Annotated in this window: 24 protein-coding genes; 3 read left to right on the top strand and 21 right to left on the bottom strand. The window is 62.6% G+C overall.

Annotation, left to right across the window (positions count from 1 at the left end):
* Positions 1–195 precede the first annotated feature (195 nt).
* The 14 genes from DCN14_RS16515 to DCN14_RS16450 form a co-directional block, all read right to left on the bottom strand.
* Positions 196–2,487: a DUF2235 domain-containing protein gene (locus DCN14_RS16515; RefSeq protein WP_096504342.1), complete on the bottom strand. Its 2,292-nt coding sequence runs from the start codon at positions 2,485–2,487 to the stop codon at positions 196–198.
* On the bottom strand, positions 2,480–3,259 hold the full coding sequence (locus tag DCN14_RS16510; protein ID WP_096504340.1) for a DUF3304 domain-containing protein: 780 nt from the start codon (positions 3,257–3,259) through the stop codon (positions 2,480–2,482). Before DCN14_RS16510 ends, DCN14_RS16515 begins: the two co-directional genes overlap by 8 nt.
* Positions 3,260–3,457: 198 nt before the next feature.
* Complete coding sequence (locus DCN14_RS16505; RefSeq protein WP_096504338.1) at positions 3,458–4,252, bottom strand: DUF3304 domain-containing protein; 795 nt, start codon at positions 4,250–4,252, stop codon at positions 3,458–3,460.
* 13 nt (positions 4,253–4,265) lie between these two features.
* Positions 4,266–5,288 (bottom strand): DUF4123 domain-containing protein, encoded by a 1,023-nt coding sequence (locus DCN14_RS16500; RefSeq protein WP_096504336.1) that lies wholly within the window; start codon positions 5,286–5,288, stop codon positions 4,266–4,268.
* Positions 5,288–7,849, bottom strand: coding sequence for a type VI secretion system Vgr family protein (locus DCN14_RS16495; RefSeq protein ID WP_096504334.1), 2,562 nt, complete (start codon positions 7,847–7,849; stop codon positions 5,288–5,290). The genes DCN14_RS16500 and DCN14_RS16495 overlap by 1 nt, the downstream gene beginning before the upstream one ends.
* 64 nt (positions 7,850–7,913) lie before the next feature.
* Positions 7,914–9,035 (bottom strand): type VI secretion system protein TssA, encoded by a 1,122-nt coding sequence (tssA, locus tag DCN14_RS16490; RefSeq protein ID WP_096504332.1) that lies wholly within the window; start codon positions 9,033–9,035, stop codon positions 7,914–7,916.
* Positions 9,036–9,074: 39 nt separating this feature from the next.
* Positions 9,075–11,744: a type VI secretion system ATPase TssH gene (gene tssH, locus DCN14_RS16485; protein WP_096504331.1), complete on the bottom strand. Its 2,670-nt coding sequence runs from the start codon at positions 11,742–11,744 to the stop codon at positions 9,075–9,077.
* 40 nt (positions 11,745–11,784) lie between these two features.
* Positions 11,785–12,885, bottom strand: a complete 1,101-nt coding sequence (gene tssG, locus DCN14_RS16480) for a type VI secretion system baseplate subunit TssG (protein ID WP_096504329.1) — start codon at positions 12,883–12,885, stop codon at positions 11,785–11,787.
* Positions 12,849–14,684: a type VI secretion system baseplate subunit TssF gene (gene tssF, locus DCN14_RS16475; protein WP_096504327.1), complete on the bottom strand. Its 1,836-nt coding sequence runs from the start codon at positions 14,682–14,684 to the stop codon at positions 12,849–12,851. The genes tssG and tssF overlap by 37 nt, the downstream gene beginning before the upstream one ends.
* A gap of 76 nt (positions 14,685–14,760) precedes the next feature.
* Positions 14,761–15,246 (bottom strand): type VI secretion system baseplate subunit TssE, encoded by a 486-nt coding sequence (tssE, locus tag DCN14_RS16470; RefSeq protein WP_096504325.1) that lies wholly within the window; start codon positions 15,244–15,246, stop codon positions 14,761–14,763.
* 62 nt (positions 15,247–15,308) lie between these two features.
* On the bottom strand, positions 15,309–15,812 hold the full coding sequence (locus DCN14_RS16465; RefSeq protein WP_006477093.1) for a type VI secretion system tube protein Hcp: 504 nt from the start codon (positions 15,810–15,812) through the stop codon (positions 15,309–15,311).
* A 70-nt stretch (positions 15,813–15,882) separates the two neighbouring features.
* Positions 15,883–17,373: a type VI secretion system contractile sheath large subunit gene (gene tssC, locus DCN14_RS16460; protein WP_006751237.1), complete on the bottom strand. Its 1,491-nt coding sequence runs from the start codon at positions 17,371–17,373 to the stop codon at positions 15,883–15,885.
* Positions 17,374–17,388: 15 nt separating this feature from the next.
* Entirely contained in the window at positions 17,389–17,904 is a 516-nt protein-coding gene (tssB, locus tag DCN14_RS16455; RefSeq protein WP_044845930.1) for a type VI secretion system contractile sheath small subunit, read from the bottom strand.
* A gap of 44 nt (positions 17,905–17,948) precedes the next feature.
* Positions 17,949–18,581, bottom strand: coding sequence for a tetratricopeptide repeat protein (locus DCN14_RS16450; RefSeq protein ID WP_096504323.1), 633 nt, complete (start codon positions 18,579–18,581; stop codon positions 17,949–17,951).
* A gap of 376 nt (positions 18,582–18,957) precedes the next feature.
* Here DCN14_RS16450 and tssJ point away from each other — a divergent pair, with 376 nt between their 5' ends.
* From tssJ to icmH, 3 genes are all read left to right on the top strand, one after another.
* Positions 18,958–19,569 (top strand): type VI secretion system lipoprotein TssJ, encoded by a 612-nt coding sequence (gene tssJ, locus DCN14_RS16445; RefSeq protein ID WP_096504321.1) that lies wholly within the window; start codon positions 18,958–18,960, stop codon positions 19,567–19,569.
* A gap of 102 nt (positions 19,570–19,671) precedes the next feature.
* Complete coding sequence (gene tssK / locus DCN14_RS16440; protein ID WP_096504319.1) at positions 19,672–21,018, top strand: type VI secretion system baseplate subunit TssK; 1,347 nt, start codon at positions 19,672–19,674, stop codon at positions 21,016–21,018.
* Positions 21,015–21,797, top strand: a complete 783-nt coding sequence (gene icmH, locus DCN14_RS16435) for a type IVB secretion system protein IcmH/DotU (protein WP_096504317.1) — start codon at positions 21,015–21,017, stop codon at positions 21,795–21,797. The genes tssK and icmH overlap by 4 nt, the downstream gene beginning before the upstream one ends.
* Positions 21,798–21,887: 90 nt before the next feature.
* Here the strand turns inward: icmH and DCN14_RS16430 are convergent, their stop codons facing one another.
* The 7 genes from DCN14_RS16430 to DCN14_RS16400 all read right to left on the bottom strand — a co-directional run bounded on the left by DCN14_RS16430 (position 21,888) and on the right by DCN14_RS16400 (position 25,504).
* Complete coding sequence (locus DCN14_RS16430; protein ID WP_096504315.1) at positions 21,888–22,205, bottom strand: hypothetical protein; 318 nt, start codon at positions 22,203–22,205, stop codon at positions 21,888–21,890.
* Positions 22,206–22,308: 103 nt separating this feature from the next.
* Positions 22,309–22,668, bottom strand: coding sequence for a hypothetical protein (locus tag DCN14_RS38715; RefSeq protein ID WP_240327379.1), 360 nt, complete (start codon positions 22,666–22,668; stop codon positions 22,309–22,311).
* A gap of 144 nt (positions 22,669–22,812) precedes the next feature.
* Positions 22,813–23,313 carry a hypothetical protein gene (locus tag DCN14_RS16420; protein ID WP_240327377.1) on the bottom strand — a complete coding sequence of 167 codons (501 nt, stop codon included), beginning with the start codon at positions 23,311–23,313 and terminating at the stop codon, positions 22,813–22,815.
* Between the two features lie 378 nt (positions 23,314–23,691).
* Entirely contained in the window at positions 23,692–23,973 is a 282-nt protein-coding gene (locus tag DCN14_RS38420) for a hypothetical protein (RefSeq protein ID WP_205212607.1), read from the bottom strand.
* 159 nt (positions 23,974–24,132) lie between these two features.
* Positions 24,133–24,294 (bottom strand): hypothetical protein, encoded by a 162-nt coding sequence (locus tag DCN14_RS38015; protein WP_162826219.1) that lies wholly within the window; start codon positions 24,292–24,294, stop codon positions 24,133–24,135.
* A gap of 270 nt (positions 24,295–24,564) precedes the next feature.
* On the bottom strand, positions 24,565–24,810 hold the full coding sequence (locus tag DCN14_RS38010) for a hypothetical protein (protein ID WP_143331672.1): 246 nt from the start codon (positions 24,808–24,810) through the stop codon (positions 24,565–24,567).
* A 229-nt stretch (positions 24,811–25,039) separates the two neighbouring features.
* Complete coding sequence (locus DCN14_RS16400; protein WP_096504309.1) at positions 25,040–25,504, bottom strand: hypothetical protein; 465 nt, start codon at positions 25,502–25,504, stop codon at positions 25,040–25,042.

Raw genomic sequence — 25,504 nt, 5'->3', positions numbered from 1 at the left:
TCGTGCTCGTTTCCGCACGGCGGTCGATAAACAAACCACGCGCGCCGGGTCGAAACGGACTGCGTACCTGGAATCAGGCCGCGGCCCGAATCGCCCTCCGATACGCCGACGAGTTGCTTGCAGATCGCCCCGGCACGATGCCGAGCAACCGTGCGCCGACGCTTTTCGACGCACCGGTCCAGCCCGCAACGCCGGTCAATGCGCAGGCGTTGCCCCGCCCTTGTAGCCCCTCGCCCATTCCTGGCTCTGCTTGGCGGCCTGGTCGATCCGTGCCGCGGCGAGATCGTCTTTCTTGCGCCGCGCCGCCTCCTTTGCCAAATCGCTCGCCCCGAACGTGTCCTTGTCGCGTGTCCGGAAGTACAGTGACGGCGCCAGCACATGGTCCTGCCAGCTCGTCAGCAACGTATCGTGGACGAGCATGTCGAACAGCGCCATGACGTCCGGCGGCAGCGGATGCTTGCCCTCGACCCCTTCCTTCCAGGCCGACACGAGCTCCATCTCGGCTTCGGGCAACATGGCCGCCTCGACCGCATCCGCGCTGGCCTTGTTATTGGAATCCCACGAATCCGGCATGTTGCGGATGCGCTCGGCGGATTGCTTCAGGCCCTCCTGATACGACGCGCGGCGCAGCTTCTTTGCCGCTTCCTTTTCGAGGCGCTCCCAGACCGTCGAATAGTCCTTCGGCGCTTCCGCGACCAGCTTCTCATAGCGCTTTTGCGCCGCGTCGCTCGCCGCCTTCATGCCCCGCAGTTTCGCCTGATCCTCCTGGCCGCGGCTGGCCAACATGCTCATGTTGATGCCTTGCCGCTGCAACTCCCAGTCGAGCTGCGACTTCGCCGTCTTGCGCTGCAGGTCGGCATCACTCATGTTGCGCTTCCAGTCGGCGACGGGGTCGGAAATCGTGCGGCGAAAATCGGGATCCATGTAGCGGGCCGCGATCCAGCGCATGAAGACTTTCGAATCCTCCATGAAGTCGGCGCCGGGCTTGCGGGGGACGAGCTTGCGGTACGCATCGATGAGTTGCTTGATGCGGTATTGCTTGCCATTGCAGTTGATGGGCTGGGCGATCGTGAATCTGTCGAACGTATCGTTCTTGTAGAGATAGAGATCCTCCATCGTATCCATCACTGCGCCCGCCTTCAGCGCTTCCATCAGCATGTCGCGCAAAGGCACCCGCATCAATTCGGCGTTCAGGCCGAGTGAACCATTCGGCGCACCGCCCACGACATCGCAGCTCGTACCGGGATAGAGGAACTGTTCCCCGCGGGTGTTCTCCAGACTATCGAGACGCTGATAGAAGCGCATCTCGTGCGCCGCGGCGAAATGAACGCAACGCTGCACGCTCGCCGGGATTCCGAGTGAGCGATCCTTATAGCTGGTCTTGATCATCCCCAGGTACGGAACCATGCCGATCAGTTCGCCGGCCTCTTCCGACATGGTGGACGAAACCGCATCGAGCAAACCAACGAACTTGATCTCGATCGATACACCGTCAATGGCGAGATCCATGTCGTCCCTTCGCTTGTATTTCTCGGCCAGATCGTTGATGAACGCGCGCGCGAGCACGCACCCGCGGTCTGCGCCGAACACCGAAACTTCGATGACCCGAACTTTCGGCATCTGCTTCTTGACGGCCATGTACGCAGCCTCGAATTGATCCTTGGCTGCCGTCAACCGAGTATCGACCCCCGTTCCGAACGCCTTCGCCATGACGGCATTGTCACGCACGATCGGCACGTTCTCCATCGCTATGCCAACGAAAAGACTGCGCGCGACCGCCCAGCCCGCCTTCATGGGGGCTCCTTTGACGTTATTCTTGAAGTCGTTCTTCGCATTGCGCCACAGCAGCGTTCCCGTAGCCTTGGTGCGCCGCCAGTATTGCTCAGACGATGCATTCAACACGTTCATGACACGCCGCGCCTGAGCTGGAATATGCTCGATGTCCTTCCGAATATCCTGGAATGCCTTATCGATCGGTCGAAGCGAAAAGTCTCCGTCGAGAAAGTCGTCGATCAACTGCTTCTTTACGTCACCGACGCGTTTTTTCACATCGGCCTGCTTGATTGGCGTATTGACGCGCGTGAACGACTGGGCGACCGCCTTCGCCCCGCTCAACGCCTTCTTTCCCGCCATCTTGCTCGCGGCCACACCCGCATTGATCCACTCATTGGCCTTGGCGGACTCGTTGAGCGGAGTGCCCAACCCCGAATAGTAGAAGCGGTACCAGAACTGATTGGCCGGGCGACGCGAGTCGTCGTTATCGCGATGAGCGTCCCATAGACGGCAGATATTCGAGTATCGGGAGCTCGCCTTGTCGTCGAGATCCGCGTTACGGCCAAATGCGTCGAAGAAGAAACCCATGCGAATCGTCGCGCCGCATGGCATGCAATCGCCCTTCGGATAGAGATTCGCATTCCTGGAAACCAGTTGTGAATACACCGACGTGGGTGTTGCATCGTCCGGATCGAGCTTGATTTTCTCAGCCATGCGGCTTCTCCTCTACACGCGGTTGCGGCAGCAAACCGTCGGCAATCGCGGGCGTAGCCACCGCCACGAATTTCCCGTTCGCCAACTCCGAGCGCACATGACCGGGGAGCGACAGCGCCCACTTCGCGAATGTGCCAGGCTGGCCGGCCGCGGCTCGCAATACGCGCTGCGCGTCGGGATATGCATCGAATCGACTGTTCACGAGCAGATTGAAGTATGTGTACTGCTCCAAATCGTCACGATCGGTCATACGGTATTTCAACCATGCCGATGCGACGACACGAGCGATACGGCGAAACTGCTGATCTTCGCGCTCGTCGTATCGTCCATCGAGTTGCGTCTGATATTGCTTCATCCACTTCACGACATCGACGATCGGCAGGCGTGCATCATCGAGCAACTGGCCGGGAAACTGAAATTCGACATGCCGATCCGGGAAGAAATGCACTTCGAGAATCCGGGCCCCCGCGTCATCGGGCATCCGGGACTGAGGCATGGATACCTTCGCCTCACCATGCAACATCTGCTTGTCGCCCTTATGCCACTGGTCGACATCGTAGTAATTCCATTTGACGGCGAATTCCGTGCCCTTCAGCTTGTAGCAACACTTCACGCTTCCGCCACCGGCCCCTGGCGGATCGTCACCGCCGCCACTCGCCACGTTTCCAAATGCGTCGGTAATCGTGAAACCGCTCATGTTGTACGGCAGGTAATTTCGGCCTATGACAGAAATACCGCTATATGTCGGCTCCGACTTCCCGCACGCCGCCATAGCCGACACGAGCAGACACCCTGCCAGGATACGACTCGCCAGCCTCGAAAATCTCGTTGCACTATTCACTGGTGCTTCCCTTCCTGAATATTGTCCAACCTGCGTTGCCGGCATATCCCGTGCCTCGATATCGTTCCGCCTGCCGCGCCAGGCGCCCTTCTCTCATTGCCCGAACCGCTCACCGCGCAATCAACCATGTCACGCGCCGTCCACACGCGTCGACGGCAGCAAGCCGTCTGGAACCGCCGGAACAGCCACCGGTTCGAAGCTGCCGCTCGCCAGCGCGGACAGCACGCTTTTCGGCAGGGCCTGCATCGACTGCGCGAACGTACCGGGTTGACCGGCGGCAGTCTGCAAGATGCGCTGAACCGTCGGATGCGAATCGAACCGGCTGCTCACAAGCAGGGCGAAGTACGCGTATTGCTCGAGATCGCGCCGGTCGGTCAGCCGGTATTTCAGCCACGCAGCGGCCACTGCACGTGCGATGCGTCGATGCGACTGCCCATCCGTATCTGCAAATTTCCTGTCCAGTTGTGCCTGATAGCGCGCCGCCATCCATCGGGAGACGCCGACGATCGGAATACGGGAATCGTCGAGAAGTTCGCCGGGAAACTGAAGCTCGATGTGTCGATCCGGATAGAAATGAACTTCGAGAATACGGCTGCCGACCCTCTCGGGAAGAGCCGACGACGGCATCACGACTTTTGTCTCGACTCGCTGCTCGTGCGCGTCGTCCATCGTCCACCGATCCGCGTCGTAGTACTTCCATTCGACCGTGAACTCGGAGCCCTTGAGCTGGTAGCAGCACGTCACGCTCCCCCCGCCCGCACCCGGCGGATCGTCCCCGCCTCCGCTTGCCTTGTTTCCGAACGCGTCCGTCACGGTGAAACCGCTCAGGTTGTACGGCAGATAATTCCGGCCCATCACCGAAATCCCGCTATACACCGGCTCCTGTTTCCCGCACGCGCTCAACGCCGTCGCAAGCAGGCACATGCCCAGCGCGGACCTACGCCATGCCACGAAGCATCTCCAGCGATTCCCGCTCGTGCGCATCGCGAATCGCATCCCACGTCGCGTCGTCGATCGTCGCCAGCGCGTCATTGAGCGTCGCCTCGCCCTGCGCCACGGCCCCAAGGCACGCCTGCACCGCAGGATGCTGGTCGAACCGCGGTGCGACCAGCACGCCCGTCGTCACGTAGCACGTCAATTCCGCTTCATCGGCAATCCCATGCGCGGCAGCGCGATCGAGTTGCTCGACCACCAGGTCATGCAGTTCCGCATCGGACAGATGGTCGACCACCGCCGCCATCGTCTCGCGAAACTTCAGCACGAGCTTGTCCGGATACCCGAGCTCGATCAAGCGCGCATGCTGCCGCTCGCTCAGGTCGGGTGCATGACTTGCCGATACCGAGCCTTCGATCGCTGGCGCGCCGTTGCGCCACACGACTTCATCGAGCCGCCGGTCGCGATACCGGATCTCGTCGAACGGGGCGACAAACTGCTGCGCCTGCGTATCGCTCCACGCCAGTCGAAGTCGCCCCAATACATGGTTGTCGAAGAAAAACAGGTAGTACGCGCGACCGTTCGGCAGCGCGTACTTCACGTACCGGCGCAGATGCGCATCGAGCGCGTCGAACGACCACGTCGACCACAACCACGTCACCGCATGCAGATCGACCGCGTCCAGCCACAACTGACGCAGCACACGATGCTGTTCGGCATCTGCGTCGTCGAGCGCCTGACGGTCGAACGCAATCAGGTACGGTGCGATGTCGGTATAGGCATCCAGCCCGGTATCGGTCCAGAGCGATGCATGGCGCAGGCCGCGCACCGCTGCGAGCTGCATGTCCAGCTCCTGATAGCCGCGCGTGTCGACGAGCACGTAAAGCTGCATTGCGCTCCCGTCGTCGGTCTTGCGCGCCAGCGATGCCTTCAGCGTCGCCAGGAATGCCGGCCATTCAGGTTCGCGCGGGTTGGGTGCATCCACGCCCATCTCGATGACGTCGTCCGTATCGTTGACTTCGTCCATCAATCCGCCTCGACCATCGATTCGCGCCCGCTATGCGCGTTCAGCACGCATTGCTTGCACGTGCCGCCCGGCATCGCGGGCAGCGGATACGGCATGCTCGTCGGCCCGCTGAACGGGTGCTGGGCGCCCTTGAAATCGATCTTCCCCGGTGCGTGAATCTCGATGTTGCCGCCCTTGATCCGGATATAGGCGCCGCCCGACGTGAGCAGGATCTCCTGCTTGGCGGCCACGTCGACGGCCTCGGTCGCCGCCACCATCTTCACGACCTTCTGCGCTGTGAGTTCGATGCTGTCGGCATGCGCCTGAACCTCGACGCTGCCCTTCGCGGCGAGCAGCTTCATCCCCGCGTTCTGCGCGAACAGGCTGATGCGATCGCGGACGCCGGCGATCAGCGACTTCCCGCTGGTGATGAACGTGCTCTGGCCGCTGACGATATTGGTCTGCTGCTCGCTGGCCAGATGCACCGACTGCTGCGACGCCACCCCGATCCCCGCCGGGCTCGCGAACAGCATCACGGGGGCCTTGAACGCATTTGCATTCCCCGTTCCGCCGCCGGCGGTCCTGCCGCCGCCTGCCGTCGCCCCCGCCACGCTGTTCTGCGTCGCATCGGTGAATTGCTTCAGCGCATCGTGACCGGTGCCGAGACTCTCGGCCTGGTGCATTTCGCTGACCTGCGACATCGACTCGACCAACCCTTCCGCATTGACGAGCTGCTGCTTCGCTTCGCTCACGTCGAGCGGCTGGCTGTTCGCCTGCTTCGGATGCGTCGTCACATACAGGCCCTGCCCGGCGCGCATCGCGCCGTACGCGTCCGTGCGCAAATCGAACCCCGAGCCCAGATACGCACCGCGCGTATTGCCGTTCTGCTCGATCAGATAACCCAGGTGAAGCAGCGAATTCGCGCTACTGCTGAACAGGCGCGCGCGGTTCTGCCCGGTCGCATCGTCGAGCACCATCTCGTTGTGTCCCGAGCCCGCGTACTCCTTCGACCGGAAACCCGACAGGATTCCGTCGCTATGCCACTGCGGCTTGACCGCGCCGTTGTACACGCGATGCATGACGATCGGCCGGTCGCAGTCGCCGCCGAGGTAGCCGATCAGCACTTCCTCGCCGACGCGCGGAATATGCACGCCGCCGTAGCCGCCGCCGGTATCGGACTGCACGACGCGCATCCAGCACGACGCCGTCTCGCGGCCTTCGCTCTGCCGGTCCCAGACGAACATCACCTTGATCCGGTTCAGCTCGTCCGTATACACCTCCTCGCCCTTCGGGCCGACGACCACGGCCGTCTCGAGCTGCATCACCGGCTTGCGGTGCTCGAACGGGCTGCGATACGGCACGCTCGCGCGCTGCGCCTCGACCTCGACGAGATAGAACCCTGCCGAACCGTCGTCATGCCCGACCTCGAACGCAGCCGCTTGCCCGTGGCCGGCTTTCGCCTGCGCGAGCAGGTCTTGCAGGCTATGCGGGAAGTTCGCTTCGTGATCCGAGACCGGCAGATTGTTCTCGATGTAGCGCGTCACGCCGATGGCCGCGAACTCGCGATCGCTCGCCGAATCGCGATCGTGCTCGGGATGGTCGACCAGCGTGAAGCGCCGGCCGGCATCGATCGCGCGCACGCCGCCCACGCCGAAGAAGCGCTTCGCGCGCGACTCCCACTCCTCGAGCCGAATCGTCGACAGGTGTTCGCCGCGATCCTGGCCCGCATACGTGTACGCGCCGGTGTATTCGTAGATTTCCGCCTGGCCCGGCAAGTCGCCCTGGCCGGCCTTCGTCGGCAACGTCGTGCCGTTCGGACTGCCCGCCGACGACGGCGCTTTGTAGTCGAACGTGCGCGTCGTGTGCAGCGTGCTTTGCAACGTCCGCGACGCGGCCCATTGCGTGAAACCGGCGGTTTCGGTGCCGGCGCCCGAGCGGTCGAACCTGACGGTCTCCGGCGACAGTGCGTCCACCGCATGCAGGTCGTCGGTGATGACGAGCGTGTGCGCCTTCCCGTCGTCGCTGTGGCGCCAGAAGCCGAACAGCCCTTCGTCCTCCATCAGCCGGTGCACGAAATTCCAGTCGGTTTCGCTCTGCCGGCAATACGAGCGGGACGGCAACGGTTTCGACAGCGCGAACTGGTATTGGCCCCTGGCCTGCGGATGCATGTCGAACACATCGGAGAGGATCGCGTCGACGGACGCGTCCTGCCAGTACCGCATGTCGCTGCGGAACCGGAGGAAGTGCATCCACGACGCGAAGCTCAGCTGATAGCTCGACAGGCTGCCGTCGGCGCCGAGCCGTCGAGCGGTGTGGATATAGCCGTTGATCGGCCGATACGACTTGTCCGCCTGCTGGATCCACAGCGTCATCGGTTGCGCGATCAGCGTCTTGAGTTCGACGTCGCTCGCGGTCGACACCAGATCGAGTGCGACGCTGAAATCACGGCCGAGCCCGGAACGGGTCACGGCGCGGCGCGGCACGAGTGCGTTGTTCGGCAGCGCCGGGATGTCCGTCTTCAGCAGGCGGTCCTGCTGAATCAGGCCGCCGCGGATCGCCTGGGCCAGTTCGGTCACGTTCATGCGTGTCCCTGCTTGTGTTATCGCGAGCCTGCCGGGCCCGCTCTCTCAGGTCTGAATGCCGTCCTCACGACTGCTCGTCGGGCCTCACCCCGAGCAGCTCGCGAATATGCGACAGCGAGCCGTCGTCCTTCACGACGCTCTCGAGCCACTTGTGCAGCGGCATGTCGGCCCATTCGGCGGCCTTGTCCGCGAGATACGCGACCGGGCTGTGCGGTTCGGTCTGGCGGAAGTAACGCGCGACCGCCCGCAGCTGGTCGACGGCCTGCGCACGGTTCTGGATGCCGGCGATCATCTGCGTCACCGGAGGACGGGGAGCGGTCTGCGGCTGCACATGGGTCTCCTCGGTATGAATGGGGTCGCCGAAGCTCGGCTCGATGCGCTCGGGCTGCGCGTGCGGCGCCGGCGGCGCATGCGGTGCGCTGCCCGTATAGCCCTGCTCGCGCGCAAAGCGCTCGGCGAGCCGGTAGACGGTCTCGAACGCGTCGCGCGTCTGCCGGAAGCTCGGCGCCGAATCGCCCGCGCGTTCGACGAGCCGGTCCTCGAATGCATCGAGCGCGAATTCGAACGCCTTCAGGTTCGCGAGCAGCGTGGTGTAGAACGCGATCGGCGTGACGCGCCGCGACGCGTCGACCTGATCGACCGACGGCTTGCCGCGCGCGATGTCGTCCGCATGCTCGGGGTCGCGCTTCACGGCCTGCGCAACGTGCTGCGCGACTTCCCAGTCGAGCGTGGTGAATGCGTTCGACGCGCCGTCCGTGACCGGAATGCCGCGCAACAGCTCGGCCGTGCGGCCGGACAGCCACGCGACGTTGCCGAGCCGGTATTCGACGTCGTCGCCTTCGGGCAGCGGATGCACGGTGTCCCAGTAGTCGCGGCACAGCCCTTCCAGCAGCGCATAGCCTTCGGTGAGGCCGGTGATGCCGTCCTCCAGCGCAAGCGCCTCGGTCAGCCACACGGCGAGCCGCAGGTCCTTCGTGCGCGTGCGCAGCAGCTCGCCCGCATGGTCGACGACGAAGCCCCAGTCGGCCTCCTTGATCTCGGTCACCCACTCGCCCTGGTCGAGCGTCGGATCGTCGTAGCGCCGCGCATCCTGGATCGCGTCGAATTCGTTCGAGAACAGCAGGTCGTCGCCGCTGGGCGACGCATCGCTGATCGGCGTCAGCAGCTCGGGAAGATTGATCGGCATGGTTCGGTCAGTTCATCAATGCGTGTTGCGCGGCCGCGCTCATTCGACGGTGTACGCGAATTCGCCGGCCTCGTCCGCGCGCACCGCGATGCGCGCGATGGCCTCGCCGTCGGCGATCCGGCCGAGCACGTGGCCCGCGATCTCCGGCAGCAGCGTGCCGTTCAGGATATGGTCGACGTTGCGGGCGCCCGAATCGACCTCGGTGCAGCGCGCGAGCACCGCATCGACGAGCGAGTCGTCCCACTCGAACGCGGCCTTGTGGTTCGCTTCGATGCGGCGGCGGATCCGGTCGAGCTTGAGCTCGATGATCTCGGCCAGCACGTCGTCGGAAATCGGGTAGTACGGAACAACCTTCATCCGGCCGAGGAACGCCGGCTTGAACGTCTTGTACAGCTGAGGGCGCAGCGCTTCGGCGAGCGCGTCCGGATCGGGCAGCTCCTCGACCGGCTTGTTCAGGCATGCCTGCATCACCGCGGCCGAGCCGACGTTCGACGTCAGGATGATCAGCGTGTTGCGGAAGTCGATCTCGCGCCCTTCGGCATCGTCCATCGTGCCCTTGTCGAACACCTGGAAGAACATCTCGAGCACGTCCGGGTGCGCTTTCTCGACTTCGTCGAGCAGCACGACGGAGTACGGGTTGCGACGCACGGCCTCGGTCAGCACGCCGCCCTCGCCGTAGCCGACGTAGCCCGGCGGCGAGCCCTTCAGGCCCGACACGCTGTGCGCTTCCTGGTACTCGCTCATGTTGATCGTGACCATCTTGCGCTCGCCGCCGTACAGGATGTCGGCCAGCGCGAGCGCCGTCTCGGTCTTGCCGACGCCCGACGGCCCGACGAACATGAACACGCCGCGCGGCTTGTTCGGATCCTCGAGGTTCGCGGTCGCGGTGCGCACGCGTTGCGCGATCGCTTCGAGCGCATGGTCCTGCCCGATCACGCGGGCGGTCAGCAGCGGCTGCAGGTTCAGCACGGTGTCGATCTCGTCCTTCACCATCCGGCCGAGCGGAATGCCCGTCCACGCGGCAACGATCTCGGCGACGACATGGCCGTCGACCTGCAGCGGCACCATCGGCTCGCCGCCCTGCAGCGCGTGCAACGCCGCGACGCGCTCGGCGAGCTTCTCGCGGGTGGCCGGCACGTCCACCGGCTCGCCGTCTTCCGACGGGCCGCGCGCCTTGTCGAGCGTGTCGCGCAGTTCGGTGATTTCGGCAACGATCGCGCGCTCGGCTTCGTAGCGCGCTTCGTCCTTCGCAAGCTGTTCGAGCGCCGTGTCGCGCGCGCCGCGCAATTCGCCAAGCCGCTCGTCGTGCGACGCGCCGCCGGTCGCTTCGCGCTCCAGCGACGCAATTTCCGCGTCGATCCGTTCGATGCGCTTCTTCGTGTCGTCGATCGCCGCCGGCGTCGCGCTATGGGCGAGCGCAACCTTCGCGCACGCGGTGTCGAGCACGCTGATCGCCTTGTCCGGCAACTGGCGGCCACTGATGTAGCGGTGCGACAGGCGCACGGCCTCGGTGATCGCATCGTCGAGGATGCGCACGTTGAAGTGCTTCTCCATCAGCCCGGACATCCCGCGCAGCATCGCAGCCGCAAGCGGCTCGCTCGGTTCCTCGACCTTCACGACCTGGAAACGCCGCGCAAGCGCCGCATCCTTCTCGAAGTACTTCTTGTATTCGCTCCACGTCGTCGCGGCGATCGTGCGCAGCTCGCCGCGCGCGAGCGCCGGCTTCAGCAGGTTCGCCGCGTCGTTCTGGCCGGCCTGGCCGCCCGCGCCGATGATCGTGTGCGCCTCGTCGATGAACAGGATGATCGGGTGCGCACTCTTCTTCACCTCGTCGATCACGCTCTTCAGACGGTTCTCGAACTCGCCCTTCACACTCGCGCCGGCCTGCAGCAGCCCCATGTCGAGCACGTGCAGCGCAACCCCGCGCAGCGGCGGCGGCACGTCGTCGGCCGCGATCCGCAGCGCGAGGCCTTCGACGACGGCCGTTTTGCCGACACCGGCCTCGCCGGTCATGATCGGGTTGTTCTGGCGGCGGCGCATCAGGATGTCGATCGCCTGGCGAATCTCGGCTTCGCGGCCGATCACCGGGTCGATCTTGCCGTCGCGCGCGCGCTGCGTGAGGTTGGTCGTGTACGTGTCGAGCGCGGGCGTCTTCGACGGGCCGGCCGCGGGCGCGGCGCCGTCGGCCGCCGCCGCGACGTCGCTGCCTTCCTCGTCCGGCTGACGCGGCTCGGCTTCGCTCGAGCCGGTCATGATCTCGTCGAACTTGTGCTTCAGGTCCGTCACGTTCATTTCGGCGAACTGCGACGACATCCGCTGCGCGAACTGCGCGAGATCGGGCGCGGTCAGCAGCGCGAGCAGCAGGTGGCCGGAACGGATGCGGCCGAGCTGCGAATCGAGCGACGCGATCAGCCACGCCTGCTCGAACAAGGCGATCAGGTGCACGGAGAACACCGGCGTGCGCGTGTTGCCCGTCTTCAGGCGCGTGAGTTCGCGCTCGAGATCGGCGTGCAGCGCATGCGGGTCGACACGGCTCGCGCGCAGCGCGAGCGGCAGGTCGCCGGTCGCTTCGTCGAGCAGCGCGAGGAACAGGTGCTCGAGATCGACCTCGTAATGGCCGCGCGCCAGGCACGCGCTCGCCGCGCGCTCGGTCGCATGCCGGCACAGCGGGTTCAGTTTCGTGATGAGGGTCTTCAGAGGCGTGCTCATGGCGTCGATCTCAGGTTCGATTGTGTGTTTTCGTTCGGAATCAGTGAATCACGTGCAGTTCGTAGCGGGCATCCGAGCGGTCCTCGGCCGCGTCGCGCGTGCAGAGAAACGCGTCCCAGCCGAGTCGCGAGCCCTCGCCGAGCACGCTCGCACCGACCTCGGTGCGCTTGAGCACGAGCTTGACCTCATATTCGAGCGTGATGCCGGCCAGCAGCGTCAGCATCCGTTCGAGCGCGACGGCCTGCGCGCCGCCGGGCAGGAACGCCTCGTAGTCGCGCTTGGACAGCGGGCCGACGACGATGCGCGCGCGCATGTCGCGCTGCCACACGCGCTCGCCGACGAGCGCCGTCGCGCCGAGCACCGCGTTGACCTCGCCCAGCACGCTCAACTGGTCGGCCGGCACGTCGTACCACTTGCCGACGAACTGGTCGATCTTCACCGGCACGCGGAAATAGTCGGACAGCGTGCGCTGCAGGTACGCGGCCGACATCGGCCGGTGCCGTGCGGCAAGCGCGTAGCCGGCGACGGCCTCGTCGAGCACGCCGCCCACACCGGCCGCGAGGCTGTCGCGCACCTCGTCGCTCGGCACGCCCGCGATTGCGAGCAGCAACGGCAGGTAGCGCTCGTCGCGATCGAGTTCGTAGTGGAACGGCAGCCGGTATTTCTTCCACGCCGCGTAGAACAGCGCGGTCGCGCGGTTCGAGAACACGTCGAAGAATGCGCGCGCCGCATGGTCGCGCTTCAGGTGCTCGCGCGCGACGATCTGCTCGGTGTAATGCAGCGGCAGCGCGCCCTGCCCGCCAAGCAGCCCGAAGAACGCGGGCGTCAGCTCGACGTGGCCGAGCTCGCCGGCCGCGAGCGCCGCGCCGCGTGCGTCGCCCGAATCGAGCAGCGTGCCGTCGTCGTCGAACGAGCGCGCGCCTTCGATCTCGCTCGGCGGAAAGCCGAGCGACAGCGTGTTGCGGAATTCGATGCGCTGCGCGACGACGTCACCGTGCCGCCACGCGCCGGGCGCATCGGACGCCTGCCGCGCGAACAGCCCTTCGAGCACGCGCACCGCCTGGAAGAACTCGAAGCGGTGCGGCTCGTCGAGCAGCGCGTCGGCTACGCCAGGATCGATTCGCCGGTCCGGGGCTTGCATCGGATGATCTCCTCGCCGGTGCGCTTCGACACGACGACTAATTGAACGAAACTGTTGATGTGCACGTACAGCCCAAAGAAGCTGTCGAGCACGCGCACGAACGATGCAAGGCTCGCGCCGACGAAGTGCTCCTCGTCGATCGTCAGGCGCACTTCGATGCCGCGCACGAAGGTCGCGAACGGCTTGCCCGGCAGCCATTGCACGGCGCCGCGCTGCTCGATCCCCGCCAGCCCGTCGATCTGGCGCATCGACACGGCGGTGCGCCGCAGGTCGTACAGCGTCAGCATTTCCTTGAGCGGCGCGAGCCCGTGCGCGACCAGCGACACGTGGTTCAGCGCGAGGTGCGATACGAGCCGCCAGTGCGCGGCGCGGCCGCGCTCGAAGCGCACGCTCTGCGTCGGCCGCCGCAGCAGCGAGATGCCGCTCGTCTGCGCGCCGCCCTCCTGGAACAGGTCGCCGCCTTCGAGACCGAACGCGAGCATCGCAGGCAGATCGCGGTTCGTGCAGGTGAGGTCGAGGCTCAGCGTGTCGGTCTGCGGCGACGTCGGCTCGAAGTCGATGTCGACGATCGAGATCTCCGTCTCGTAGCCGGGGCTCTTCTGCGCAACCCAGTCGTTGCGGCGCGCGAACCAGTAATGGCCGATCCGCGCCGCTTCGCCGTGATGCAGCGAATAGAACGGCCGGAACTCGATCACCGATTCATCGTGCGCCTGCTGCCGGACGAGTTTCACCGAATCGATCGAATACACCTCGTACGCGAACGCGCGCCGCGCCTCGGCGATCACCGGATAGGACACCGCGCGGTGCGTGATGCGGATCGGCTCGCCGTGCTGGCGGAACAGGTTCACGATCGGCGTGCAGAACAGCCGGAAATGGCTGGCCGTCAGCAGGTCGAGCAGCCGCGCGACATGCGAGTCGCTGCGCACGTCCTGCAGCACGAGATGCAGCGTCGCGCGCTGGCAGCGGCCCGACGCGCGTGCGATCGCCGCCAGGTCGAAATCGACGAAATCGAACTTGTCGGGAAACGCGAAGTATTCGGTGAGCAGCCGATACGCCGGGTGCGACTTCGCCGGGTAGTCGATCAGCGCGTCGTCCTCGTCGAAGCCGGCGTGCGCGATCGGCAGCTTGCGCAGTGCCGTCCAGCGGCCGTTGCGCTCCGGCTCGACGTACGCGCCGAGCACGTTGACGAACAGGCAGTCGGTCAGCGCGGCGACGAACGACTGTTCGCCGTGCAGGTGCGCACGCAGCGTCGGCAGCTTCAGCGCGCCGAGATCGAGTTGCGCGGCGAGCGATTCGAACGTGATCGAGATCACGCCCGTCGCGTTGGACGGCAGCACCGTGGCGCTCGGCGCGAGCGCGACCGGCGTGTAGCGCGCCTCCGAGATACGGACCGGCGCGAGCGTCACGTCGTACGCGGTGCGAAACCGGCACTGCACGCCGCGGATCGGGCGGCTCTTCAGCTCGGTGCCGCGTGCGATCACGACCGGTTCGGTCTGCTGGCCCGGCGACGCCGGCGTGAACTGCGCGATCGAACACGACGGGAACGGCCGCAGGTAGTGCGGATACAGCACTTCCAGCAGCGCTTCGGTGAATTCCGGGTAATCGTCGTCGAGCTTCTTGTTGATCCGCGCGCCAAGCAGCGCGAACGACTCGATCATCCGCTCGACGTGCGGATCCTCGCAATGCTCGCCGGACAACGCGAGCCGCGCCGCGATCTTCGGGTAACGTTCGGCGAAATCTCGCGAATAGCGCCGCAAAAACGATAATTCGCGCTCGTAATACGGCAGCAATTCTTCCATCGACGACCCCGAACCTCAATATTTCCTGCCGGACCTGATCGACCACCGGGCGGTCCGGCCCGCTCGGCGGCTTGATTTACAGCATTCTTGCCGCGCGTGCGCGCGTGACCGAGTACTGCAGCGTCGACGGCTGCAGCATCGCGTCGAAATTCACCGGCTCTTCGGCCGGGTGCACGACGAGCAGTGCCTGAATCGCGAAGTAAAGCGCGTTGGTCGACTGCTCGTTCAGTTCGAACGTCACCTGCACCTGCTGCAGCCGCGGCTCGTGGCGCGCAATGGCCTGCTGGATCGACTTGCAGATGAACGCGCGATCGTAGTGACTCGCCAGGCTCAGCCCCGCGAAATCGTTCAGCCCGTAGGTCAGCACCGACTTCTGGCATTCCGGCAGCGCGGCCAGCTCGATTTCGGTGTGGGCGATACGGGTGTTGAGGATCGCCTCGACGTCGCGGGCGACCGTGTTCTTGAGCTCGTCCAGCGACAATTGCCGCATCGCCGCCGAGGCCGGCAGGTGCGGTTCGTCGTCGAACAGCTTGTCGAGAAAACTGGGTTCGAATCGTTTCATCAGCCGGTGCGCACAGCGAAAACGGCAACGGGACGCCGAGCGCCCCGTTGCCGCAACCGACCTTAGACCGCGTAGGTCTTGTCGTTCTTCGTCAGGCTCCAGGCGCCTTGCGTGTTGCCGCCCTGGTTGCCGCCGATCTTCTGCTGGGTCTGCTTCCACTGCACGGCCGCGTACTTCAGCGAGAACGTCTCGAGCGGCAGACCTTCTTCGCGAACGCTCGGTGCGATGCTCGAGATGATCACGTACTTGAGCTTCACTTCCAGATACTGCACGCGCTTGCCTTCGCCGTCTGCGCGCGAGAAATGGACCGTGACTTCATCGAACGTGGTGCCGCCCGATGCGTGCTGATACAGCAGCGGGCTCGACGAATCGATTTCCTTCGTGAAAATCATGTCGCCGTGCTCGCAACGGGTCATCGTGTGACCGCCTGCGGTCGATGCCGTTGCCGAACGCGGCTGAACGATCGAGTGATCCCACGATTTCAGTTCGATCCAGCCCTGATGGTCTTTGTCCGCGGACTCGCCCTTCACCGCCGGACTACCAAACTGCAAGTGCATATGTAACATGGCCCTTCGACTCCCCAAAGAGGTGGTTTTAACGTCCTACCCAGGCGGCCCGCCCGGGCGATTTACTCGCTTATGAATTTGCCGGTTTGGGCAGATCAGCGACAAGTCGCAGAGAAATCGAGAGTTCGTCGAGCTGAAAGTGCGGGCGCAGGAACGCGACCGAACGATACGAGCCCGGCTTGCCCGGAATCTCCGACACTTGTATGGATGCCTCGCGCAGCGGGAATTGCGCTTTCTGTTCCTGCGATGCGTTGTCGTCGAGCAGGACGTACTGCGAAATCCACCGGTTGAGGAAAGTCTCCACGTTTTGCGCCGATGCGAAGCTGCCGATCTTGTCCCGCATCATCGCCTTCAGGTAGTGCGCAACGCGCGATACCGAGAAGATGTACTGAAGCTGGGCGGACAGGACGGCGTTCGCATTCGCGCTGTCGGTGCTGTATTTCTTCGGCTTCTGCACCGATTGCGCGGCGAAAAACGCAGCGTAATCCGAGTTCTTGCAATGAACGAGCGGGATGAAGCCGAGGTCGCTCAGCTCCTTCTCGCGGCGATCGGTGATCGCGATTTCGGTCGGGCACTTCAGCGCGACTTCACCGTCGTCCGTCTTGAACGTGTGGGTCGGCAGGTCCTCGACGAGGCCGCCGCCTTCGACGCCGCGGATCGCCGCGCACCAGCCGAAGTCGTCGAACGCCGCCGTCAGGCGCGCCGCGAATGCCCACGCCGCGTTGCACCACAGGTACTTGTCGTGCTCGGTGCCGTCGACGTCCTCGACGAAGTTGAAGTTCTCAGCGGTCTGGCCGTCCTTCGGATTGAACGGCAGGCGACCGAGGAAACGCGGCAGCGTGAGGCCGACGTAGCGCGAATCTTCCGAATCGCGGAACGACTTCCACTTCGCGTATTCGACCGTGTCGAACACCTTGCCGAGGTCGCGCGGCTTGCCGAGGTCGGAGAACGACTCGAGGCCGAGCAATTCCGGCGATGCCGACGCGATGAACGGCGCGTGCGCGGCCGCCGCGACGTGCGACATCTGCTCGATGAAGTACATGTCTTCCGGCTGGCGCGAGATCTCGTAATCGCCGATCAGCGCACCGAACGGCGAGCCGCCGAACGTGCCGAATTCCTCTTCGTAGACCTTCTTGAACAGCGCGCTCTGGTCGAACTCGCTCGCGCCCTTGAAGTCGCGCACGAGGTCGCGCTTCGGTGCGTGCAGCGCCTTGATCTTGATCGTCTGGCCGGTGTTGCTTTCCTTGACCAGGTAGTCCATCCCGCGCCACGTGCTTTCGAGGCGCTGGAATTCCGGCGCGTGCATCACCGCGGACAGCTGCGTGGAGATCAGGCGGTCGAGCTCCGCGACGCGCGCGTCGATCGTCGCCGACAGGTTGTCCGACACGATCACCGTGCCGTCGAGCACCTGATGCACGAGTTCGCCGATCAGGTCTTTCGCGCGTGCATGCTCGGAATCGGATTTCGCGACCTTGCTCTTCTCGACGATGTCGTCGAGCAGCGAAGTCCCGGCGGCGTATTCCGCACCGCTCGCTTGGGCCGCAGCCGTTTGCTGGTTCATCTCAACACTCCGTCGTCATTCGCCGTCTTTGTCGCCGCCCGTGCCCTTCGCGAGCTCCTGCAGCTGCTGCGTGTTCTTCAGCACCTCCGACAGCAGATCCTCGAGCTTGTCGTTGCCGGCGAGCTTGTTGCGCAGGTCGGCCAGCTTCGAGCGCGCCTCGAGTAGGCGGCGCAGCGGCTCGACCTGTTCGACGACTTCGTCCGGGCTGAAATCCGACAGCGAACGGAACTTCAGGTCGACCGCGAACTTGCCGCCTTCCGGGCTCAGGCGGTTTTCCACCTGAAACGCCGCGCGCGGCTCGATCGCCTTCATCACGTCGTCGAAGTTGTCACGGTCGATGTTGACGAACTTGCGATCGCGCAGCTTCGGCTGCTCGACTTCCGACTGGCCCGCCAGATCGCCGACGACCCCGACGACGAACGGCAGTTCCTTCACCTCGATCGCGTCGCCCTTCTCGACCTCGTAGGTCAGCTGGACGCGCGGCGGCCGTATTTTCTGCAAGCTTTTCTGAATGCTTTCTTTCTTGGCCATCTCGACGGCTCCCAGGTTAGTTGTGGTTTTGTCGCGTCAATCGATCAGCGAAGCGCGCTGAACGGGTCGGCGCCACCCTTCTGCGGTGCGACGGGCGGCGTCGGTGCGGTGGTTGCAGCGGCGGCTGCCTCGGTTGCCGCTGCGGCACCGGCCTTCGGACGATGAATCACGCGACGCGGCGGGCGCGTCTTCGCGACCCGTTGCTCCGGCGGAAACAGTGCCGATTCGCCCAGCGTGTCGCGCAACTGCTTGGCGAGCGCCTGCGCATCCGACTTCGCGTCGCCTGCCAGCGACGAATCCTGACGCAGTTCGCCAAGCGACTGCGTCGCGATCCGCAGGCCCGCGACGGCGAGCACGCTCTTCGCCTGACGGTCGGTCGCATCGCGCTGCAGCGCTTCCTGTGCGGCGACGATCGCCTGGCCATAGTGGTTCTGGGCAAACTGGATCTGCGCGATGCGCGACCACGGCTCCTCGCGCGTCGGATCCGATTTCGCGAGCTGCTGGTACAGGCCGAGCGCCTTGTCCTGGTCCCCCGACTTCGCAACGGCGTCCGCATCGGCCAGCGACTTGTTGAATACCTCGGCAGTCGGCGGCGCCGGCGGCTGGCTCGCACAACCGGCGATCACGCCGCAGGCCAGCACTACCCCAGACAATTTTGCGAAGAGACGGTCTTTCATCGTTATATCCACCGGCGCGTGAGTATTAAAATCGTTGAGAATCTGGTTCTTTTGCTTTGCAAGAAGCGCGCGGGTATAGTACCGATCAATTTTTCATAATTCAATCGCTGCGTGCAGAGTAATTCCTTTTAAATCCGAGCGCTACCCCCTCGAAACGCTTGTAGCAGCGGCCTCTCGCGGGCTTTCGTTTCGACCGGAATGCGCAAGTTTTACTGATTCGACGGCATCGCACGCAGGTTGCGGAAAAATTTGCCGGAAGCACGCCGTAGCGCATGCGCGCTTAATAGTTGAACGACAGATAAGCGGGACATTCGCAACAACGCGGAAATACCCGGCAGTTTTGACAGGGAGCAAAAGGCGGCACGCCGGAAATACGATGAGATCGTCCATGATTCGCTATGCGCTGCCGCTGATTGCCTGCGCACTCCTGGCCGGATGTGCGGCCGCTCCGTTGCTCGGCTCGGCCGCGAGCGCCGTCATGCAGGCGGCCGGCATCGGCAAGCCCGACGTGCCCGACGCACAGAAACCCCCGCGCAACATCGGTCTCACGCTTGCGGCCGCGCCCAACCTCAACGCCGCGAACGACCACAAGCCGCTCGCATTGGTGGTGCGACTCTACGCGCTGAAGGACCCGACCTCGTTCCAGCAGGCGCCGTTCGACGCATTCACCGACCCGACCAAGGAAAAGGCCGCATTGGGCGCCGATCTGCTGAACGTGCGCGAAATCACGCTGATTCCGGGCCAGCACTATACGGCAACCGAAAAGGTGTCGCGCGAAGCGCAGGCATTCGGCATCGTTGCATTGTTCCGCGATCCCGCACTCCAGCGATGGAAACTGACGTTCGACCCGGTGAAGTCGGAGAAATCCGGCATAATCATCGGCCTGCATAATTGCGCGATGACGGTCACCGACGGCTCGGTCATCGCACCGCAACAAGGTGCGCCGTCGCAACCGCTGAATTTGCTTTCGTCGGTCACCTGCGGTTAAACATGACGCACGAATGTCAATTAACAAGAGTTAACAAATTGGCGATTAATTCGGGCACGAACAAATCGATTACATCGCAACGCCACATTAACCGGATTTGACATGAGTTATTCGGCCAAGGTGCTTTGGGGGGAAGGGCTGTTCCTCCGGCCTCAACACTTTCAGCGACAGGACGCCTACCATGAAGCGCGCCTGTTCGAATCCATCCAGGCGATCCAGCCGTACAACTGGGGCGTGCGCTCGGTGCGCATCGATCGCGATGCGCTCGGCAGCAACGTGCTGCGCGTGGCCGAACTCGCGCTCGTGTTCCCGGACGGCGCGCTGTATGCCGCGCCGCAGGCCGACGACCTGCCGCCGCCGATCGCGCTGGACACGCTGCCCGACGGCATCAACGACTTCGTGTTCTATCTCGCGCTGCATCCGCTGCGCGAGAACGGCACCAACTACAGCGACGATCCGGCCGCCGGCTTCATGACACGCTTCGTCAGCGAGCAGACGAGCGTCGCCGACAACTTCACCGACGCCGCCGAAGCCGACATCACGTTCCTGAAGACGCAGGTCAAGCTGATCGCGCATAGCGAGCCGCGCGACCAGCTGTTGTCGGTGCCGCTCGTGCGCGTGCGCCGCACCGCGACGTCCGGCTTCGAGATCGACGACAGCTTCGTGCCGCCGTGCCTCGCGATCGAGGCATCGCCGATCCTGCACCAGCGGCTGCGCCAGCTGGTCGATGCGCTGCAGGCGAAGGTCAATGCGTTGTACGGTTTTCATCGCGAGCCGTCGAAGAACATCATCGAGTTCCGCTCTGGCGACATCGCGTCGTTCTGGTTGCTGCACACCGCGAACGCCGCGTTCGCGACGCTCGCGCACCTGCATCAGCACGCCGCGCTGCATCCCGAGCGGCTGTTCCAGGAACTGCTGCGCCTCGCGGGCCAGTTGATGACCTTCTCGAAGGGCTACACGCTCGCGGATCTGCCCGTCTACCGGCACGACGATCCGGGCCCGAGCTTCGCGCGTCTCGACCTGATGCTGCGCGAGCTGCTCGACACCGTGATCTCGACGCGCTACTTCGCGATCACGCTCGACGAAGTACGGCCGTCGTTCCATCTCGGCCGCCTCGATTCGGGCAAGATCGACGACAAGACCGAGTTCTATCTGGCGGTGTCCGCGGACATGCCGAACGTCGAGCTCGTCGATGCCGTGCCGGCCCGCTTCAAGGTCGGCGCACCGGACGACGTCGACAAGCTCGTGCTGTCGGCCATGCCGGGCGTGCGGCTGTCGTACACGCCGCAGGTGCCGCCCGCGATCCCTGTACGGCCGGGCGCGTGCTATTTCTCGCTCGATTCGCGCGGCGCGCTATACGAGCGCATGCTGCAGGCCCAGTCCGCGATGATCTACGCGCCGACTGGCATCAATGACCTGAAATTCGAACTGATCGCGGTCACATCATGAGCTACGCGCCTTCCCTGTTCGGCGACAACGCGCCGGCCCCCATGCACACCCCGGCATCGACCGACGCCGCGTTCCAGGCTCGCTCGCTGCTCGATCTGTTGTACGACGGGTTCTTCATGCTGTTCCTGCTCAAGAACGGGCGGGAGCCGGACAGCGCGAGCGAGTTCAGCACGAAGATCCAGGAATTCCTGTCGGATTTCGAGCGTGGGGCGAAGAAGCTCAACATTCCCGCCGAGGACGTGTACGGCGCGAAGTTCGCGTACTGCGCGGCCGTCGATGAAATGGTGCTGTCGTCGCAGTTCAAGATCCGCACCGACTGGGAACGCCGGCCGCTGCAGCTCGTGTTGTTCGGCGAGCAGCTCGCCGGGGAGAAGTTCTTTCAGTATCTCGAGGAATGTCGCGCACAGGGCGCGGCGCGGTTGCAGTCGCTCGAGGTGTTTCATATGTGCCTGCTGCTGGGGTTCCAGGGCAAGTATCTGCTCGAAGGGCCGGAGAAGCTGGCTTATCTCACCGCGCGGCTGGGCGACGAAATCGCGCATATGAAGGGCAAGCGCGCGCCGTTTGCGCCGCATTGGCCGCTGCCGGATCAGATTGCGCACCGGTTGAAGCGTGAAGTGCCGGTTTGGGCGATTGGCGCGGTGTTCGCGCTCGTCGCGCTGCTCGGATATCTCGGGCTCAACACGTATCTGAAGGACAAGACGCTGCAGGCGTTGGCGCCTTACTCGCAGATCATCAAGGTCGGGCCGGAGTCGGCGAATTTGACAATTTCGTTGCCTTGATGAGGGGCGGGGCTGCGCTCCGGCGCTGATGCTTCGTGAAAGAAGGACCGCCTGGCGGTCCTTCTTTACTGTGGCGCGTGGCGCGCGTCGTCAGAGCAGAATGAATTCGTCGTTGTCGACGTAGAAGACGAATGCGTCGAGCAATTGCGCGACGGTCGGTTCGTCGACCTGGTCATGTGCATTGATCACGATGTCTTCGATCGTCGCGCTTTTCAGCGTGACGCACCAGCCGGGTTGGGGGGCGGTGGTGGGCGGTGTGTCGGCTTCGGTGTCGTCGGCGTCTTCGATGAATGCGCCCTCTGTATCGAGCGTCCATGGCATCGGCGGCAGGCAGAGCCAACCGGAAAAGTCGCCGGGGTGCTCGAGAATGTGTTGCAGCGACGCGGTGGTCGCAGGGGTGATCGACATGGGTATTGCGGCTGTAACTGGACTGGAATCAATGCGCAGGAGCGGCGATATGGCAGGTGCATGAAAGTGCCGGTGTCGCAGCGCTCGTGTCAGCGAGCCGTGATTATGCCAATTTCGTGCGCGGGGGGCGCGGGGTTGGCTCGGTGGTGGCTGTGGACACGCACCAATCGCCGCGCAATTTGCCCCCTTCACCCGCCTCCATGTAGTAGGTGTCGAGGACAAACGTCTCGTCCTGCTCACCATCTCCGATGCAGCGACGCAGGATCGCGTAGCTGAAGGGAGGGCTGTGGCCCGCGGGATCGACGACATGTATGCCCTCCTCAAACGTGCAGGTCACGACGTTCGCGAAGAGTCGGGAGCCCACTTCGATCAACCGCCCGACCGGATCGTATCGATAGTCGGCCGACCTGCGGCTATCCTCGATCCGCGACAACTGCCCCGCGGCGATACCGCCGCTCGGCAAGCGGCGTCGGCAACGTCGGCCGCTGGATCGTCTGCTGCAGCACGCGTCCTGCCGGATCGTAGTGCGTGCGTACTCAACCTTTTCAAGTACCCACAAATAACAAAGGCCGCTTACGCGGCCCCAGCATAGTTTTCCTTCGAGTCGTCAATGCAAGTCCAAGAAGTCATCGTACTCAGCGTAGTGGTTCAGGCATCGAATAATCTCCTCGGATGAAGCGGTTGGCTTCTGCTTGTATGCTAAATCGACAACGTCCTGGAAGTGCTCGCGCATATAGCCCATCTCAAGCCCCAACGCGATTACAGATTGAGGCAGCACCTCGTTATCGTCGTCATCGAATTCGGGTACATCACCGACATACACGTTCATACCAGGTAGCAAATCGTCGGTGTTTTCCGGTACATAAATCATGTAGATCGAGTCTCGATCTTTCTTGTTTTTTACAAGGTCGATCACATCCTCGATCTTGTAAAACGTATTCACATTGAAGCTACTCATAATGGGCATCCTGTAGCCAAGCTCACCATTACCGCCGCACCGATCGCATCCGCAGCAAAAAAGACCAAGCAGATCACCATCGCCCCGGATCACCGCCACCTCGACAACTACAAGGGCCGCAACTGCGGCCCTTGTAGTTACTGAAGCCAATCCATAACAAGCTTCAGAATTTCCCGCAAATTACCAGGACCGCCGTATCCGATGAATTCCGTTTCGGTGGCGCTTATTCTGATCCAATCCTCGTCGTCACGCTCAATGTTAATATCGGCCGGTCTCCTGACTGAAGCACCATTTACCTTGACCCTCTAGCCTGGGTTGTCGATATTGACAATCTCCACACCATAAGAGCGCTCCCAAACGTCATTGCATTGAGATGCATACCAGCGCTGCAGCGCAGCTATTAAATCGCTCATTTGCACAGCCCTTTTCGCCTTGCCAGTTCCCTAGCCACTCGAACATCTTGCTTGGTCGTCGCCCTTGCAACCCCTGTCTTTTTCGACGCAGTCACCTGACTGTTTGGCCCAACATTTATTTTCCGAGTCTGGACATGTGGATCGGAATATCAACACCAGTAACTTTGTCGAAATGTGATGCCCCTTGCAAATCGATGTGACCCTGTGTCGTCGGTGCAGAGAATGTCACTGAATTCTGGTTGATCTGCCCGGAAAGCTCACGAGCCATCTCCTCCTCATTTTTCGACCCACGGAACGTATAGTCATTGAAGCTTGGCAAGCACTTCACACACCGCTTCGACAACCCCAACGGATCAATCCAACCAACCGGGTTGGGCGCGTACTGCCAGACGTTCAAGCCACCTTGCAGCCCAATCGGGTCTTTGGATACCCTTCAATTTCGTTCGCTTTAGCCCAACGATCCTAAATGATATGGTGACTCTGATATCCAGATGGCCGGGGGATCGGTTGATTACCGTGTGACTCAACACCACATGGACATCCGCATCGATCGATGTCAAGCACCCGGCTTCATCAAGCGAAACGAGACTGCCGCCCCCCTTATCTTGCTCGACAAAACTGGCCCGGCGGCAATAATTTCAGCCCCAACCACAAATAGCGCCGAGATAATCACCCCTTTTCTATACCGGCGATTCAAAATACCAAGCAAAGAAATCATTAAATGTAGCCTAGTGAACCAGAATCTTTCCGGTTAGAAATCATTTAAAAATTAGATATCGAGATCGCAGACGGCACTATCGCTTTTGCCGTACAGGCACATCCCCTCACTTTCATCCGACATTAAATTCAAATACTGCTCCGAAATACCGCATCGATCCCTAACATACTCCGTTTGGCCCGAAATTGCGGGAATAGACAGGTCTTCGATATCAAGCAACTCAGTAACAGATCGCGGACTTATAAATTCCCCCTGATACTTGAGGTAGAACTATCCAAAATCGGTATCCCAAGCAACACCCAGATCCTGAAGTGCCCTCATGGCTGTTTTCGGATCACAGCTGGCGATGTCACCAGTAGACCTAGCTAGATACTGATCGACTGTTGATGAAATCACAGATTGCATCTTCCATTTTTTGATGGCGTTCGCCTCTACCGCCCGATCCTGCCTGGATTGTTTTCGATCAATATCAAAGATATCGCAACCAACGATGAAATCAGGATCTTTGATCTCCATACGGGTTTAATGTCGGCGCCACGGGTGACTCTGGTGACTCTATATGCGCTGGTGCTATTTTAAACAAGGAACCGATGTATTGTTAACGAAAGTGATGCAATTGCATTTTCCAAAACACATCATCTCGATCGCACACCAATCATAATGCCGTTTCCAGGAGATTAATCGCCATTTACATCTCGAAGCACCATTCAACCACTCTCATAATAGAAATTTAAATCAAACCAAACTACCGAGACAAAAAATCCGCACCAACCTCTCTGATATCTTCATCCTCACTCTCCTGAGCCCGCCCTGCGAATTCAACCATCAAATTCCTGCTCAACTCACAACACAGTTCCAACAAACAGCGATACTCCTCATAATCCGCATCAACCAACATTTGATTCACTTCAGACTCAATTCGACTCATCACCCAATCACGCGGCAACTCCAGTATCAGCCGCCTGCACTCCTCCGTAAACCCATTAACATAGCCAGCCAATGATATCAATTGCTTAAAGAATATAACCCTCTCTGTCGCTGGATAGCTCTCCACCAAACTGACGGCCATCGCCCTTTCTTCCGGAACAGAAAACGCGTTTCGGATAAAGTTAGTCGCCGACGTTTTCTTTAAAAACTCCCGCCTCAACCCGATATAAGCCGAAAATGCCACTTTAAGCTCACGCCAAGATTCGACATCTTGCTCTTCCAT

It is taken from the genome of Burkholderia sp. IDO3 (assembly GCF_003366075.1).
GTDB lineage: Bacteria > Pseudomonadota > Gammaproteobacteria > Burkholderiales > Burkholderiaceae > Burkholderia > Burkholderia anthina.
This window is presented reverse-complemented; position numbering and strand designations above follow the sequence as displayed.

Bases quoted from the DNA above. Each gene is read 5' to 3' on its own strand.
- tssK (WP_096504319.1), top strand. From the start codon at position 19,672: ATGAGTTATTCGGCCAAGGTGCTTTGGGGGGAAGGGCTGTTCCTCCGG.
- tssA (WP_096504332.1), bottom strand. From the start codon at position 9,035: ATGCCGATCAATCTTCCCGAGCTGCTGACGCCGATCAGCGATGCGTCG.
- tssC (WP_006751237.1), bottom strand. From the start codon at position 17,373: ATGAACCAGCAAACGGCTGCGGCCCAAGCGAGCGGTGCGGAATACGCC.
- tssG (WP_096504329.1), bottom strand. From the start codon at position 12,885: ATGCAAGCCCCGGACCGGCGAATCGATCCTGGCGTAGCCGACGCGCTG.
- DCN14_RS38015 (WP_162826219.1), bottom strand. From the start codon at position 24,294: ATGATTTCTTTGCTTGGTATTTTGAATCGCCGGTATAGAAAAGGGGTG.
- tssE (WP_096504325.1), bottom strand. From the start codon at position 15,246: ATGAAACGATTCGAACCCAGTTTTCTCGACAAGCTGTTCGACGACGAA.
- DCN14_RS16500 (WP_096504336.1), bottom strand. From the start codon at position 5,288: ATGGACGAAGTCAACGATACGGACGACGTCATCGAGATGGGCGTGGAT.
- DCN14_RS38010 (WP_143331672.1), bottom strand. From the start codon at position 24,810: ATGGAGATCAAAGATCCTGATTTCATCGTTGGTTGCGATATCTTTGAT.
- tssF (WP_096504327.1), bottom strand. From the start codon at position 14,684: ATGGAAGAATTGCTGCCGTATTACGAGCGCGAATTATCGTTTTTGCGG.
- DCN14_RS16465 (WP_006477093.1), bottom strand. From the start codon at position 15,812: ATGTTACATATGCACTTGCAGTTTGGTAGTCCGGCGGTGAAGGGCGAG.
- DCN14_RS16515 (WP_096504342.1), bottom strand. From the start codon at position 2,487: ATGGCTGAGAAAATCAAGCTCGATCCGGACGATGCAACACCCACGTCG.
- DCN14_RS16400 (WP_096504309.1), bottom strand. From the start codon at position 25,504: ATGGAAGAGCAAGATGTCGAATCTTGGCGTGAGCTTAAAGTGGCATTT.
- DCN14_RS16505 (WP_096504338.1), bottom strand. From the start codon at position 4,252: ATGTGCCTGCTTGCGACGGCGTTGAGCGCGTGCGGGAAACAGGAGCCG.
- tssB (WP_044845930.1), bottom strand. From the start codon at position 17,904: ATGGCCAAGAAAGAAAGCATTCAGAAAAGCTTGCAGAAAATACGGCCG.
- DCN14_RS16430 (WP_096504315.1), bottom strand. From the start codon at position 22,205: ATGTCGATCACCCCTGCGACCACCGCGTCGCTGCAACACATTCTCGAG.
- DCN14_RS16510 (WP_096504340.1), bottom strand. From the start codon at position 3,259: ATGGCGGCGTGCGGGAAGTCGGAGCCGACATATAGCGGTATTTCTGTC.
- DCN14_RS16495 (WP_096504334.1), bottom strand. From the start codon at position 7,849: ATGAACGTGACCGAACTGGCCCAGGCGATCCGCGGCGGCCTGATTCAG.
- icmH (WP_096504317.1), top strand. From the start codon at position 21,015: ATGAGCTACGCGCCTTCCCTGTTCGGCGACAACGCGCCGGCCCCCATG.
- tssH (WP_096504331.1), bottom strand. From the start codon at position 11,744: ATGAGCACGCCTCTGAAGACCCTCATCACGAAACTGAACCCGCTGTGC.
- DCN14_RS16450 (WP_096504323.1), bottom strand. From the start codon at position 18,581: ATGAAAGACCGTCTCTTCGCAAAATTGTCTGGGGTAGTGCTGGCCTGC.
- tssJ (WP_096504321.1), top strand. From the start codon at position 18,958: ATGAGATCGTCCATGATTCGCTATGCGCTGCCGCTGATTGCCTGCGCA.